Annotated in this window: 15 protein-coding genes; 2 read left to right on the top strand and 13 right to left on the bottom strand. The window is 37.3% G+C overall.

Annotation, left to right across the window (positions count from 1 at the left end; all coding sequences use genetic code 11):
* Window positions 1-74 precede the first annotated feature (74 nt).
* Window positions 75-350: a DUF2218 domain-containing protein gene (locus tag ACN19N_RS03015; RefSeq protein WP_269239087.1), complete on the top strand. Its 276-nt coding sequence runs from the start codon at window positions 75-77 to the stop codon at window positions 348-350.
* A gap of 197 nt (window positions 351-547) precedes the next feature.
* Here the strand turns inward: ACN19N_RS03015 and ACN19N_RS03010 are convergent, their stop codons facing one another.
* The 8 genes from ACN19N_RS03010 to ACN19N_RS02975 form a co-directional block, all read right to left on the bottom strand.
* Complete coding sequence (locus ACN19N_RS03010; RefSeq protein ID WP_269239086.1) at window positions 548-970, bottom strand: hypothetical protein; 423 nt, start codon at window positions 968-970, stop codon at window positions 548-550.
* 135 nt (window positions 971-1,105) lie between these two features.
* A complete protein-coding gene (gene fghA, locus ACN19N_RS03005; RefSeq protein ID WP_269239085.1) occupies window positions 1,106-1,945 on the bottom strand; it encodes an S-formylglutathione hydrolase in 840 nt (279 codons plus the stop codon).
* Window positions 1,914-3,359: a C13 family peptidase gene (locus ACN19N_RS03000; RefSeq protein ID WP_269239084.1), complete on the bottom strand. Its 1,446-nt coding sequence runs from the start codon at window positions 3,357-3,359 to the stop codon at window positions 1,914-1,916. The genes fghA and ACN19N_RS03000 overlap by 32 nt, the downstream gene beginning before the upstream one ends.
* Window positions 3,360-3,561: 202 nt before the next feature.
* Window positions 3,562-4,371, bottom strand: a complete 810-nt coding sequence (locus tag ACN19N_RS02995; protein ID WP_269239083.1) for a class I SAM-dependent methyltransferase — start codon at window positions 4,369-4,371, stop codon at window positions 3,562-3,564.
* Complete coding sequence (locus tag ACN19N_RS02990; protein ID WP_087536804.1) at window positions 4,371-5,192, bottom strand: undecaprenyl-diphosphate phosphatase; 822 nt, start codon at window positions 5,190-5,192, stop codon at window positions 4,371-4,373. Before ACN19N_RS02990 ends, ACN19N_RS02995 begins: the two co-directional genes overlap by 1 nt.
* 8 nt (window positions 5,193-5,200) lie before the next feature.
* On the bottom strand, window positions 5,201-5,899 hold the full coding sequence (tsaB, locus tag ACN19N_RS02985) for a tRNA (adenosine(37)-N6)-threonylcarbamoyltransferase complex dimerization subunit type 1 TsaB (RefSeq protein ID WP_269239082.1): 699 nt from the start codon (window positions 5,897-5,899) through the stop codon (window positions 5,201-5,203).
* Window positions 5,900-6,040: 141 nt separating this feature from the next.
* Complete coding sequence (locus ACN19N_RS02980) at window positions 6,041-6,571, bottom strand: gamma carbonic anhydrase family protein (RefSeq protein WP_269230401.1); 531 nt, start codon at window positions 6,569-6,571, stop codon at window positions 6,041-6,043.
* A gap of 36 nt (window positions 6,572-6,607) precedes the next feature.
* The gene (locus ACN19N_RS02975) at window positions 6,608-7,222 is read right to left on the bottom strand and encodes a CoA pyrophosphatase (protein WP_005218190.1); all 615 of its coding nucleotides are present in this window, start codon (window positions 7,220-7,222) and stop codon (window positions 6,608-6,610) included.
* A 120-nt stretch (window positions 7,223-7,342) separates the two neighbouring features.
* Between ACN19N_RS02975 and ACN19N_RS02970 the strand changes: the two genes are divergently transcribed.
* Window positions 7,343-7,891, top strand: coding sequence for an NUDIX hydrolase (locus tag ACN19N_RS02970; RefSeq protein ID WP_269229648.1), 549 nt, complete (start codon window positions 7,343-7,345; stop codon window positions 7,889-7,891).
* Between the two features lie 38 nt (window positions 7,892-7,929).
* On the opposite strand, the gene ACN19N_RS02965 is transcribed toward ACN19N_RS02970, so the two are convergent.
* The 5 genes from ACN19N_RS02965 to ACN19N_RS02945 are packed head-to-tail and all read right to left on the bottom strand — an operon-like array spanning window position 7,930 to window position 14,898.
* On the bottom strand, window positions 7,930-9,942 hold the full coding sequence (locus ACN19N_RS02965; protein WP_420001938.1) for a hypothetical protein: 2,013 nt from the start codon (window positions 9,940-9,942) through the stop codon (window positions 7,930-7,932).
* Between the two features lie 19 nt (window positions 9,943-9,961).
* Window positions 9,962-11,215 (bottom strand): putative pilus assembly protein FilE, encoded by a 1,254-nt coding sequence (gene filE, locus ACN19N_RS02960; protein ID WP_420001937.1) that lies wholly within the window; start codon window positions 11,213-11,215, stop codon window positions 9,962-9,964.
* An 11-nt stretch (window positions 11,216-11,226) separates the two neighbouring features.
* Window positions 11,227-12,891 (bottom strand): OmpP1/FadL family transporter, encoded by a 1,665-nt coding sequence (locus tag ACN19N_RS02955; RefSeq protein WP_171249222.1) that lies wholly within the window; start codon window positions 12,889-12,891, stop codon window positions 11,227-11,229.
* 12 nt (window positions 12,892-12,903) lie between these two features.
* Window positions 12,904-14,019, bottom strand: coding sequence for a hypothetical protein (locus tag ACN19N_RS02950; protein WP_269239079.1), 1,116 nt, complete (start codon window positions 14,017-14,019; stop codon window positions 12,904-12,906).
* Window positions 14,020-14,064: 45 nt separating this feature from the next.
* Window positions 14,065-14,898 carry a C39 family peptidase gene (locus ACN19N_RS02945; RefSeq protein ID WP_046740010.1) on the bottom strand — a complete coding sequence of 278 codons (834 nt, stop codon included), beginning with the start codon at window positions 14,896-14,898 and terminating at the stop codon, window positions 14,065-14,067.
* Between the last annotated feature and the right edge of the window lie 153 nt (window positions 14,899-15,051).

Here is a 15,051-nt window from a genome sequence, read left to right as displayed (position 1 = left end):
CATGAATACTATTTTTAATCTCAGATGATTTTGTTATTTTTAACAATGAAAAAAGTAGAATATGACCTTAAGACATGAATAGCACAACACAGATTACAACAGATGAAGCAAAACGAATTAGTAAGCGCTTGCTCAATCACTGGAAGCATAAATTTGAAGTGGCTGAAACAGAAGCATACTCAAAAATTTTTATGCCGACAGCAACGGTGACGCTTATACCACAAGAACAGCATTTAGATGTATTGATTGAAAATCAGCAAGAAGATGTTGCTCGTCTAGAACAGGTGGTTATTGATCATTTAAATCGTATGGCACAACAAGAGTTTATTGTTGAATGGCAGCATCATTAAAAAAGAAGCTCAATCGAGCTTCTTTTTTTAACCTGCAACTTTTTCTAGTTGCATGGCATGGAACTGTAAGTGGTCATTCTTAATCCCAAAGCTATCAAATTTTTCAAAAATTCCTGATGTCATATCTTTATTAATAAGCCGTAACATCGCAGTTAAGGGGGTATGCTGAAGCGTCCATCCTAAACGACTTGTTAGACCTATTTTACATTGAACTGGTCATAAATCTTATTATTGAGCTCGATGAATTGCTGCACAACGCGATCGCAGTTTTCCTTAGAGTTCCCACACTTTACGTCCATACCAATAAATACTCGCCCATCTTTCTCATAGGTGTGGCGTAGGACAGCCGTTGGGTGTGCGAAATGGCTAGGTTTTGTAATGCTCCAAAGCGAATTCTCAGCCTTGTCATTCAGAACAAACCATTCCTCATTTTCTTCGGTAGTAACGTTAGGTTTTGCTCTGAGGGCGGCTAATGCTGTGGCAGGGCTTGGGTATGAAATGTTAACAGCGAGTGATTCTCGCAAGCCGCCTTCATGTGTGTGGAAGTCTGCTCTTTGAGTTGCACAAGCGGGTGTGGTAGCTAAGATGAAAAGCAAGATTGGTAAGCGCATGATCGTCATTGAATAGACCTAACTACAGTTATATGGCATAACTGCCACATGATTAAAAGTATACTGCACAATTTTTCTTCTCATTTCGTGGCATTACTCTATCTAACAATTTAACCCACATATCAAATAGACTACAAAATAGTTTTAATGCTTCTCTAACTGAATCGCATGAAATTGCAAATGATCATCAATAAAACTTTGAATAAAGTAATACCCATGATCATAGCCCTTGTGCTGGCGTAAAGTTAAATGTTGCCCTGCATCCAAGCAAGCTTGCTTAAACTTTTCAGGGTTTAATTGAGCATAAAACTGATCTTCTAGACCTTGATCAATTAAAATTTCCTCAAAAATTCCACCTTTTTGCTGAACTAAAGTGGTTGCATCATGCGCTAACCATTGCTGTTGATCTGCACCTAAATAGTGACTAAATGCCTTTTCTCCCCACGGACAAATACTTGGCGCGCAAATCGGAGCAAAAGCTGAAACCGATTTAAATTGCTCTGGGTATTTAAATGCCAAGGTTAATGCACCATGTCCACCCATTGAATGTCCAAAAATTCCAATCTGACTTTCGATAATTGGAAATGCTTGTAAAACATGTGCGTAGAGTTCATCAACCAAATAAGACTCCATTTGGTAATGTTCAGCCCAAGGTTGTTGAATTGCATTGATATAAAAGCCTGCACCCTGACCAATATCCCAATGATCACCCTGTGCAACGCCCTCTCCACGTGGAGAAGTATCAGGGCTAATTAAAATCAGACTCAGTCGAGCAGCCATACGCTGTGCATGAGCTTTGATCGCAAAGGTGTCTTCAGTACAAGTCAAACCTGCAAGATAGAATAATGCTGAACAAGGCTTTCCTTCTAAAGCAGCAGGAGGTAAATACACTCCAACTTTGGTTAGACCTTTAAGATGCTGTGATTCCAATTGATAAATACGCTGTTCACCCTCAAAACAACGATTTTTTTGCAGTAGCTGCATGTTGATTATCCTGTGTTTTTGTAATGTCTGTTGTTGTGATATTTTGTGTTGGGAATAAATACGGCTCAAGTTGTGGCAACATCAATTCCATGTTACGACCAATGGCCCATTGCGGTTCAGATGGTTCAAATCCTTGCGCAGTTTCCCACTGTGTCACAGTTTGTTTAGACTGATCAAATGCTTTTTTTATTGAGGATTGTTCACGCATCGCCAAATCAAAGAAAGCACGACCAAAATAAGTGTAATCCGCTTCATTATTACAACCAAAAGAGGTTTTATCTGCTGCTGAAGCAGTAATAATTAAAGTTTCAGGCGACTGTAATGCAGGAATGAAACTCCCCGAATAACACGCTGAAATAACAATGACTCGCCAACGAATCCCTGATTTATCAAGCGTTTCACGTAGCCATTTTGGATCGACTTGCCCTAGTTCTAATGGTGCATTTTCAATTTCAAAGTGATTACGCTCACCGTGGGATGTCATATAAAGAAATAATACATCGCTATCACGGTTCATCTGCTGACCAATCCGACGCAACGCTAATTCAATACTGGTTTTAGATGCAATTGGAACATCTAAACGTGTCGCAGGATTGTTAATCAACATAATGGAACGTCCAAACGTTCCAAAACGAGTATCAAATTGCTCTCTAATGCGTTCAATTTCAGATTTGAAAACATCAGCGTAGCTATCCCCAGCTACGCCCATAAAATACCAATGGCTTTTCGCAATATCACCATATTGGATTTGATCTAAAGCTTTGTCCAACACATGGCTTTGCGCATAAAAAGCATCTTCAGCAAAACTTGGTGGTGTTTCTTCAACTTTCCAAATCGGTTGATCTTTTACCGAAAGCTGCCAAACCACCATTGTTGCAATAGTCGCAATAAAAACTAAAGCACGCTCCCACCACGGCCAATTTAATGCCCGTGAAAATACCCAGATCACAGCCAAACTTTGCCAAACAAATAGCCCAACAAATAATGGCGGTAAGAAACCATTATAGATTGAATCGGGAATGAAATTTAGATAGCCATTTGAACCTAAATATTGGATCAAGCACTGTAATAATAGGATATTGGTATCAAGCACTAACCATAATAATGCGGGTACAAGCATTAAACGGGCTTGATTCATGCGTTGCGAAAGGAAAATCCCCACAATTAAGGCAATAAAAGGCCAAAGTGCATAACCAATCAAACCTTGAGGGTTGAACTCACCAATTTGCCCTGCCACCAACCAGCTATAAAGTGAGTTGGTACAACCACCTAAAATACCCCAAATAATGAGCTGCGTAATTGATGGATGAACAATCTGTAAGGAACGTCTAGACCCAAGGAACAACCACATTCCAGCAATTTGGTTACTTTTAAAATCATGCCAGATATTAATGGAGGGTTTGAGGTCGATCATAAAGTTCTTCGGGTATTTCTCTTTTCAAGCTTAGATTGAGAATAGGTCTATCTTTTATAAAATGAATATGACTTTTCCTAAAAGGAACAATGTCTTTCCTTCATTTAAGCTCGACAAGAATTTTTTATCAATCATGCTTTTGCACTATATCACAAATCTTTACCGAGCATTCACCTAAGCTAAACAATCACTTGGATAAAAGTTAAGTTGAACTTTTGGGAAAATATGCATCAAAACGACAAGCATCACCTAGCCATTGATGATCTGGAGCTTGATCGGCCAAATAAACAGCATGTCGGGGTCGTTTTACAATAACGCGTTTAGCGATTTTACTGGCAAGATGCAATAATTCATCACCTAAATCCATTTCACCATCTTCAGGTAATAACATATGCAATAATTGCATTTGCTTTTTGACCTGCGCCTGTTTCTTCTGTGCTTGGTGGTTTTGATCTCGCTGTGGGAACATCGGATCTAAATAAACGACATCGATCTGTTCATCTCGCTGCTTTAATCCATTTAAATAATCAGTTGAATCAGCATAAATCAGTTGAATCCGTGGCATAACAGACTGCAAAAATGGATCGTGTTCCGCTTGAGTTTTCGTATATTCCAATAACACAAATAGGATCGGATGACGTTCAACCAAACGGACATTAGCACCGAGATAAGCCATCAATAAACTATCATGACCTAAGCCTGCGGTTGCATCAATTAAGCTAGGTTTTTCACCTAATTGACATGCTCTTGCAATCATTTCCGATTTCAGACTAGCGCGCTTTAAACGAGGAATCTCAGCACGCCAATCCGGTTGCATTTTCATCCCATTCGCAGCGAGACTGAGTCCATCCTCATCTAAAACCAAGGCCATGTCTGGATTCAGACGAAGGAAACGTGCATTCACTTTTTCAACGATTTGACCTTTTAGTTCGACATCCAAACTCGCTAAACGAGCTTGAAGTTTTTGAAATTGCTCCGCATACTCCGTCTGATACCAACAGATCATCTGCATTACCAATGCACCCAACCTGTCCACCATGTCGCCAAAATAAATAAACCAAAGACTATACGGTAGTAAGCAAAAGCGGTGAAATCATGCTTAGAGACATAACGAATTAATGCACGAATCACAATTAAAGCTGAAACAAAGGCAACAATAATTCCAACTGCTAAAATGGCCATATCATTACTATGTAATTCATGACGCATTTTATACATATCCAGTAAGCCTGCACCCATCAATACAGGAATACCAAGGAAGAATGAAAATTCAGCCGCTGCTTTACGTGAAATACCTAAAAATAATGAGCCGATAATGGTTGAACCAGAACGTGAAGTCCCTGGAATTAAAGCAAAACATTGAATCAAACCAATCAGCGTTGCTTGCTTGAAGGTCAAATCCTCGACTTCAGGACTTATAATTTTATGCTGACGGCGTTCAGCCCATAAAATAATGAAACCACCAACAATGAGCGCAATTGCTACCGTAACTGCATTAAACAAATAAGCCTTTACCACATCGCCAAAGGTCAAGCCAATAATCACAATTGGAATAGAAGCAATAATTAAATTCAAGCTTAAACGGCGACCTTGTTCTTGACCTGTGAGTGCTCCGATTAATGCGCCCCACAGCTTGCCCCAATATTCATAGATTACCGCTGCAATTGCACCAATTTGTACTGCAACAGCAAACATTTCTCGCTTTTCAAGCGTCCAGAAATCTAGCAACTGCCCTGCTAGAATCAAGTGCCCTGTACTTGAGATCGGTAGAAATTCAGTAATCCCTTCCACCAAACCCATAATTGCTGCTTTAAATAGCAATAAAAGATCCATAATTAACCTTAATTCGCTTTACTTTGTTCTGGAATTTTTTTCCATGCATCATCACGTAAATACACAGGTAGTGCATGTTCAGCATCAACCCATTTTTTTTGTACAGCATAAATTCGCGCAATGGTTGCAATATCCTGCGCAGTTGCTCGAATTTCTGTTGCAGACGTTTTTAGAATGGAAGCCTCTTGCGAGTCTATTTGACTTGGCTTAATCAATTCTGAACCTGAGCCAATCGCCGTAAATTTACGATATGCGGTCGCTTGTTCAAAATTTAATAATTTTTCTTCATCGACAGCATGCATAATCCCATCTTCATCTAGACTAAAATTAGCAATATAAACTTCTTGCATACGCGCATCTAAAACAGCTGTAACCTGCTGTAATCCTGTTAAACGATATGCAGCTTGCGCCAACGCTTGCAAACTTGATACAGGAATAACAGGTAAATCTTGTGACCATGCCAAAGCTTGAGCAACCGCAGCATTAATACGCACACCACTAAATGAACCTGGCCCACGACTAAACGCGATTGCGGTTAAATCGGCTAACTGAGTTTGAGTTTGCAGTAAAGCGTGCTCAGTTAAAGGCAAAATCGTTTGGGTTTGTGCTTTTGGTCGCTCATCTAATTGAAAATAGAGTTCTTCAACATCATCAATCAATGAAACAGAACAGTGCTCATTTGCAGTTTCCAATGCAAGCAACTTCATGCAAAAACCTTAGCTTAAAAGAGATAAAAAACGTCGAGTATCATACCCCACTCAAGCGCCCTAAGCGAGTTATTGGCTTTTGCTAGATACAAAAAAGCCAAGTCTATACTTGGCTAAATTTAAATCGAGTTTAGCTTAAAATCATTCGAAGCTAAATTCTTCCAATGTTAAGAAATTTTTATAATGTTCCGCATAATGTAAAGCACTCAAGCGTAACCGTGCAGCGCCATGCTCATCTAATGTTTTGATCACTTTTCCTGGTGACCCCATAACCACAGAATTATCAGGGATAACTTTACCCTCAGGAATCAATGCATTTGCACCGATAATACAATTTTTACCAATCACCGCATTATTTAAAACTACAGCATTGATACCAATTAAAGAATTATCTCCAATTGTACAGCCATGCAACATTGCTTGATGACCGACTGTCACATAATCCCCAATATTCAGTTCAATACCTGCATCAGTATGTAAAACTGCATTCTCTTGAATATTCGAGAAATTACCAATCCGAATTTTACAGTTATCAGCTCTTACAACCGCACCAAACCAAATACTGACTTGGCGACCTAATTCAGCTTGACCAATCACCGTTGCATTCGGTGCAATCCAGCCATCCCAAGGTTCATGTAATGCTTTAGGGCTCAATCCCTGATAAGTGTACATCATGACAAAATACTACTCTATTTTAATAAGACGTGATTAGAATTTAGATAATCCAAAATGAGGAGGATTAACTAAAAAAGGCCATTTTTTTTGATGTCCTAGCCCATACTGAAATAATGATACTAACATTCGAGCGGTTAAGCCCCATACGATCTCATTTTCAACCTGCATACTCGGAAAATAAATTGATTGTCGAGCTAAACGCACTTCATAGGGTAAAGGCGGTGCATCAATTAGCTGCTGCAATGGTGCAAAAAAAATACGATCTATCTCTGTAGGTTGCGCAATTAGATCTACTTCTGCGGGAATTAATCCTACAATCGGTTTCACAGATAAACCACTACGCGCACGTTGTATCGGTAAATCACCTAACAGTTTGACATCGAAAGGATTAAGTGCTGTTTCTTCTTGTGCTTCACGTAAAGCAACTACAATATTACTGGTATCACTTGGATCACGCTTTCCTCCGGGAAAAGACACCTCACCTGCATGTTGAGATAAATGGATTGAACGACGTGTGAGTAAGACCTTAGGTTGCTGTTCTTGTGTAATTGCAATTAAAACCGCTGCATCAGCTTGTTGGATTCGTTTGGAAAAACGCAACCGTTGTTGTAAAAGCTGTATTAACGATGGTTCTTCCATATGACTCATCTCTTTTTCTCATTTTCCTTACAAATCATCATAACTGAAATTTCAATCACAATCATAGATCATGATGCGAAGTGATAAAAATTCAGTTATGCTGAGTTATCTCTATGGTTGATGATAATTATGAGCTTTTGCGTTGCGTGTGGACATCAAACTGAAGCAAAAATCCCGCTAGGCGATCATAAAACACGGCTTGTCTGTACACACTGTGGCAATATCCACTATGAAAATCCGAAAGTCATTTGTGGAGCATTAGCCATTTGGGATGACAAAGTTTTACTTTGTCGACGTGCTATAGAACCTCGTTATGGACTATGGACACTCCCTGCGGGTTACATGGAATTATTTGAAACCATGGAGCAAGGCGCTGCACGTGAAACACGTGAGGAAGCTGAAGCCGAAGTTGATATTGAACAACTATACTGTATGTATAATATTCCACGTATCGGGCAAATTTATGTTCTATTTAAAGCACAATTAAAAGATGGTGTTTTTGGAGCTGGAGAAGAAAGTCTCGAATGCCGTTTATTTGAAGAACATGATATACCATGGACAGAACTCGCATTTCCAAGTGTAGAACAAACTTTAAAACATTATTTCTCAGATCGTAAACTAGGATTATTTCCTTCTCATTTAGAAACATTAGGTACACGTTTAGATCATACAGGTTAAATAAAAAGACCGCTTATCGCGGTCTTTTTATTTAACTCTTATTTTATTTTAACAGCTTTACATGCATTTAAATTTTGATCCGCTAGTTGAATAGTCACTGGACCAGTCCAGCGTTTAGCCATTTTACGATCTTCGTCTGTTGGTTTAACATAATTATTTTTATCCGTATCCTTTAAATTATCGTATAGATTTACATACACACCCTGATAATAAGCATAAGTGTTTGACCAATATACTGTACTACTTGTCTCAGTAAAGTCAGTTAATGTTATTTCTTTTTGTGGGGCATCACTTAATAAATTGTGAATATTAATTTTAGCGCCACCAATAGCTTTAATCGTTTCATTATAAATAACACCAACATTTAATCCAAACATAGCACCATTTAATACACCAAATTTTGGATTAGATAAAATTGCTCGGACAGATACTGATTTACTTGTAGGTGTAAAAGAGGTTGCTCCTGTAGAGCCTATACGATATTGAGTTTCTCCAAACTCATCAGTGATCGTCCCATCTGAATTAATAGATTGGATTTTTGCACACTCTCCGGACATATCACTAGATGTAGAATTTTTACGAATATCAGTTCGGATATCACCATTCTCGTCAATTACAATCCCTAATTTAATTTTTTCTGAGTCAGGAATACTATTATCAGAGAAACCAAATATTAGAGTCGCATATAAAGGGAAAATATATTTTTGATTTGTTTTTACATTTGCACTGGTTTTAAAAACATCTTTACCTAAGTAACTTGGTGGGTTTGCTTTATAAATTTCTAAACTTCCATTATAAGCTCGACTATCTATAGCTTGCTCCCATTTCCCCAAATGTGCTGTATTTACTGAGTCTGTATCTTTAGCATTTAATAGCAGTCTATAAATATATTCTGTCCCAGGGATTGTATGACCATTAATCAACTTACCTTGCTTAAATTTTAAGTCTTCTGATGGGTTAGTTGTCAAAGCAAAACGCAGCGGTTGGTTAGAGTTTATTTCACGATTAATAGGATTCAACCACGTATTTTGAGGATTAATTTGTACTTTTTGAGCTTTGACTTTAGTAATTAATACAGATGGTGGATAAAGTTTACCCTCTATAAAACTTGCAGGACCTCGCCATTGTTGGCCTGTTCCTATTGTATATCCTTGTCGATCTGTAAGTAAAAAGACTTCCCCCATCGAATGTATAAGGTCATTACCTTTATCAGGATTAACACAATCATTATAATTTGATTGATTACAACCAAAAAAGCCATCTGGAGTCTTAACTGAAGGTGTAATTGTACCCGCCTTTAAGAAAGGTATTGTTGTTTGCCATACACCTGCATTAGATAAATTTAAGAGACGCTGAAGCAGCACCATCGCTTGTTCATCTGTTACATTACTAACACTTAACCATGGCTTTAATATATCAACGTAAGAACCATTACTCAGTTCAGCAACACCAATATCTTTAGTTAATTGAGATAATAGATCTTTCTTTTCGTTAGTAATCTGAGTAGGTTGAATATCCCCCAAAGCATTATCTTCTTGCTCAAGACCAATACTATGGAAAATTTTTATTAATGCTATCGCTACACGAATAGTCTCATCATTTGGATCAAGTGCTGTTGGCATTTTTCCTGTTAATGCGCTTGCTAAATCAATGACTCGAAGGCGTGGTACTGGATACCTTAAGTCATTAATCTTAGAAATATCATCTAATTTCACAATACCAAGGTTAATTTTCCTAGCATCTTTACCTTGTATATAAAAAGTTGCGGTGTCGCCTAATTTACAAGCTCCCCCAACAGCATTTGAATCAAGTTTAGTTGCAAAGTGATTTGCCTTATCGCTACTACAATCAAAATTTAAACCAGAAATAGGATAATCCATGGCAAAGGGTAGACAGTCGCTACTTGTAGGCGTACAACTCGTACTAGTTGTTACGCCACTAACCCCTTTATTTGGATCTTCATTAATTTTTGTACTCTCGCCTCCACAGCCTTGTAATAATGCTACTAATGTCGTTAAAGCAAAGGGTAAGAAAATTTTGTTATTTGTCATGGGTTCATCCTATTAATGCTTACTGTAAAGCAGCAATCTTAATCTGTCCTTGATTTGAAAGTTCCTGCTCTGGAACATCCACGGCTGATGCTAATGGAGTCATCATCATATAATAACTTTTAGGCGGTATCTTAATTACACCTTGAAGAGCTGCATGTTGTAATAATGTTGCTGGAATCTTCTGATTCTTAAATCCACTCACGCCTTCTAATATACAACCAGACTTATCTAAAAAAATCACTAAAGGCCAATAATATGTTGGTTTATCAGTATTAGATGCATAAGAATCAAATTGCATATATTGAATATTTTGATCAAGCTTAACCAATTCATATTCAAATTTTTCTTTTATAGGTTTCCGAGGCCATAAGCCAATTTCTTTTTCAGGAACTAAACTCTTGATTGTTTTATTTTTACTATAACTTTCTAAGAAACAACGATCATTCTCAAATGCCAGAGATAAATCTTGTGCAGATAAACGAACATAATTATTAGATAAAGTAATTGAATTTAGACTCTGGTTTGATTTTTTTAACATTTTATCCAGAATTGATCGACTTACACCTTTTTTGCGCTCTATCGTCTCTATACGTCCTGTACCATCAGGCATACTATAAAAGCGCTTTTTACCCTCTAAATTAAATTCCTGATCTTCTAAATATTCATTATTGACATATTCAATACCATCTACTTGTATGAATGCAGATGAAGCAGATGAAGCAGATGAAGCAGATGAAGCAGATGAAGCAGATGAAGCAGATGAAGCAGATGAAGCAGATGAAGCAGATGAAGCAGATGAAGCAGATGAAGCAGATGATTCTGCCTCAATAGTAGTTAGACTTTTACTAGCAACATTTAATTTTGGTGTTACCTTTTTATTAGTATTGGCATCAATTATTTCTTTTGAATTATTTATAAAATTTTGAGATTTTGGTTGATTAACTACTTCAGAAGCTAATTTTGATTCTGAAGATGATTGCATTTTAGCTGTATTCTTAACAGCATCTTGCTTAGACATTGGTATTGTTGGTAAATTTAAATTGACATTATTTCTAACTGGTAGATTTTTTTCTGATGCTGCCGAAGAATCAACATGAGTAGAACTTATAACCTTATCTGTTCTATTCTCATTTTCTGTTGGTTTTTTAGGAATAATCATTGGTCTTCCATCAGGGCCAATAATTGTATAAAAACCATCTGCATATACAACCGAAGTACTTGCAATAACAGTAATAATTACAGCTATTGCAAGCTTAGATTGTTTCAATATCATAGTCGTTAACATTACCATTTTGTTCTATAGTTGATACCAAGCAAAGTTACCTTAGTATTGGTTTTAATATCTAAGCCTGCATATGGATTTAATAAAATATTATCAACCCCTGTTTTATTTGCAAGACTACTAGTATTTGCAGGAATATCATCACGACTGCGTAAGAAGCCAATTGAAAGATCTAAATCTGTATCTTGATCAAATCGATAACCGACACCTAAACCAAATAATTGAGCATTATTAATAGGTACCATCGTATTTCGTTTATCGTCAGGAATCGAACTCGTGCGAGGCTCATAACCCATGCGTAACTTCAATCGATCAGTTGCAGAATACTCAAAACCGATTCCCCAACGCCAAGATGATTGAAACTTTAAAGGTAAAGCTAAAGAACGATCCGTCACATCAGCAGACAAAAGTTTAGCAACCTTTAATAATGATATTTGTCGATCAAATTCAAACTTAAACTTATCCCACGCAGCGAAGTCGGTCCAACCGAGATCAAAATTCATTTGCAAGTCGGGAAATATTTTATATTTTATACCCGCTTTAAAATGTTGTGGATATTTAAAATCCATGGCAACTAAACCAGATTCCACATTAGGAACATACCCAGGCAAGCCAAGAATTGCCGCAAGAATTTGACCAGTTGCTGACGAATTTAAACCAGCTACGAGTTGTTGTGGAGCTGTCGCATTATTAATTAAATATTTACCTCGCAATCGCATTTTAGCTTCACTTTGATAGACCATACCAAAACTAAAATCATCGGTTGGCTCCCATAATACGCCCAAATTATAACTTGGACTTAATGATTGCTCTAAAGATACATCCATTGCCCCCATTTTACTAAACGGGTTCATACCTTCTTTGGCGTTACAAATACCAAATAATAGTAAATCGGTGATAATATCCCCATTATTCTTAAATGGAGTACATACCACTTCATCTACCATTCGCAATACACCAATCATTTCATTTGGAAAGCGTAGATCCGTTTTAAGTGCGATCGCTTGGTAAGACATACCAAAGGATGCACCAACTGATAAATGATCATTCACTTGATAGCCAAAAGATGGGGATAAATAGGTAATACGCTCTAATGCAACTTGTTGACCCATATAATTACTTGGATTACCATCTTCTGCGCCAAAACCTGCAACTAATGGTGCGTACATAGCTGTCGCATAGGTTACTTTGGAACCCGGTGGCTTATAAGCAATCGCAGCAGTTGGTGCGGCTAATGGAGAATTAGGTCCTAAATCTACGATTTTTTTAAGAATCGGTACATAAATACTTGCGTATTCAACGTCCCCGTGAACTGTTCCTTTAAAGTCTGTACAAATTCCAGTTCTAACTTCTGGTCCATCATTACAAACCAATGGATCATCGGAATAACCAAAAACATTATAACCAGCAGGAGCTGAATACTCACGTTGAATAGCAAAGTTAGCTAAAATACCTTGCACATCAGTTTGTAACCCATCAATCTTAGCTAATGCTGCTGGATTAAAATGTACAGCACTAATCCCTGGTGGATCAGCAGTAACTGCATTTCCTAATGATAATGAACGTAAATCTACAGATAAGTCCTGTCCTAATTGTGCGTTAGCAATATTAGATAAGCTAGCTAAAAAAATTGCTGCCGTTAAAGGACATAATTTTAGGTATTTCACCATTACATCTCCTTAACGAACTTTTTTGCCAAAACCTATAATATCGAGTGGGAAAGATAATCCTAGAGATACATCAGGAGCATCTTCCGTTAAACCAATACCAACTGTACCATTGACAATTGTTTCAGGTGAGACTCTAACTCCTAAGGCAAAAGAAAGCATCGCACTACTTTGATCAGCCGATTTATAACTTTCATCATTCTTGAAGTAGAATTTTGCACCAGTGTTAAAACTTTGCTGATAGGACATTGTGAGTGATACGTCGTAGTTAAACGAATATGCAAATCCGAATGAAAAACCACCACTTAAACCTGGATCAAAACTTTCCAACACTCTGTTTCCGCGTAATTGGTTAAGTCCAGATTCTTTCAGACCATAGTTCGCCGATACTGAGCTAAAAAGCACAACAGGATCGATGTATTTGCGAGTACTTGCACCAAAACCAACAGAATAATAACCTTTACCAGTTGACAGCTCATCAATACCAATTTCATAAGGACTATCACCAGTTTTAGTTGATAAATTACCAAATAAAACCAACGGAAGACGCCCTTGTTTTAAAGGAAACGGTTCCCAACGAGCTCCAAAAGAAATATCACCTAAACCTGCGGCTGTTTTTTGCTGTAATAAATCTTTTTTTGCTATGAGAGGAATAGATGCTGATAAGGTCAAGTTATCAAGTAAACCATATTGTGTCGTAAATGTATTTGTAAGTGTATGGTTTGCATCTTCTTCAACACGTAAGCGTTGTAAAGCACTTGTACTATCGCCTGTAGCAAGATCTAGTCTACTATCTCGATAGTATGTGTAATCAATGTCATAATAAGAAGAAATAACGCCTTTTTTTATCAATGAATATTGACGTTCGTTAGATGTAAATACTTCTTGTAAATTTGTTTCTTTAGTCGCATCACCTTCTTGCTTTTGTAATGCATTTGCTGCTTGTGTTGCTTGACTTTCACCAGCTTTTACATTGGAGTCATCTTTCACTGCATCTGTAGCTTGATCTACTTGCGCTGTTTGTTCGGTTTGAACTTCCGTTGATTTCTGTTCTTCAGCATAAAGTGTTGTTGTAATCGCACTCATACTTAATGCCAACACACTGATGTTCATCCATGGACTTTTCATTTTGCGTTACATCCTATTAATACATTAATTTTAATGATTTCTAAATTACTTCCGCTTGTAATATAAGCGCATAAAAGTCGTAATTGGTTGATTGTAAGTAGCGGAAGTAGGGTCTGCATCTAATACTCGGCGCATTGTTGATGCTTTATCGGCCATACGTTCAAACTTTTGTGTCGGGAACTGAATTTCCGCAAGAGCATATTTATTAACAGTTGCATCTTCTACATGGCGCATATCTGAGTCTTGCAACGCTAATAAGTTTTTACGATACTCTTCCGGAATATCTACAATGAAAAGTGTATTATTATCCCAAATCTGTTTAAAGCGAATTTCATCAAAACTAATATTGCCTAATGATGGATCAGCCACATAAACTCGACCATTTTTATATGCTTTATATACAACAAAATGTTTAAAACCAGCATAAGTAATAGGAACAATTGCAGGCTGTTTTAAACTGGTTAAATCTGAAAACTCCCCTCGATACCCACCACTATTCAACCCAAGTGCAGTAACAAATCGCTTCATATCTAACAGAGAAAAACTACGGCGCTCAATAATACGCTGATACTCACCATACTGAAGCAAACCTGTCATCGTTTGTTGTTCAGTCAAACGTAAACCACCATAGCCATTTAACAACGTAGTTAATGCTGCCGAGCCACAACTATAATCATACGCCTGACGTACAATTCCTCGAAATTGATCTTCTATAGCAGGTTTAATTGTGACCGCCTCACGATGATTACGTGTAAAAGAAGGATTACGAGAATCTAAGGTCTCTGTATAATATACAGTCCCCTCTGGTTTTTTTTCTATTTCGAAGGCTTGCGTTGTAAAGTAATACATCAATGCTGAGCCTAAAGCGATCTCTAACATAAGTCTCTTTTTCTAACAGTGGCACAACTTGCCTTATTCATTTTATTTTAGTGTCCGTAAACACCTCATCCCTGCATGTTGAAGATACCTTTTTTTATAAAAAAAAACAGCTTTTTTTTAGTTTTTTTTGACGAAATGTATTTTTTAATAAAA

Source organism: Acinetobacter sp. LF10 (assembly GCF_048585715.1).
Taxonomy (GTDB): Bacteria; Pseudomonadota; Gammaproteobacteria; order Pseudomonadales; family Moraxellaceae; genus Acinetobacter.
This window is presented reverse-complemented; position numbering and strand designations above follow the sequence as displayed.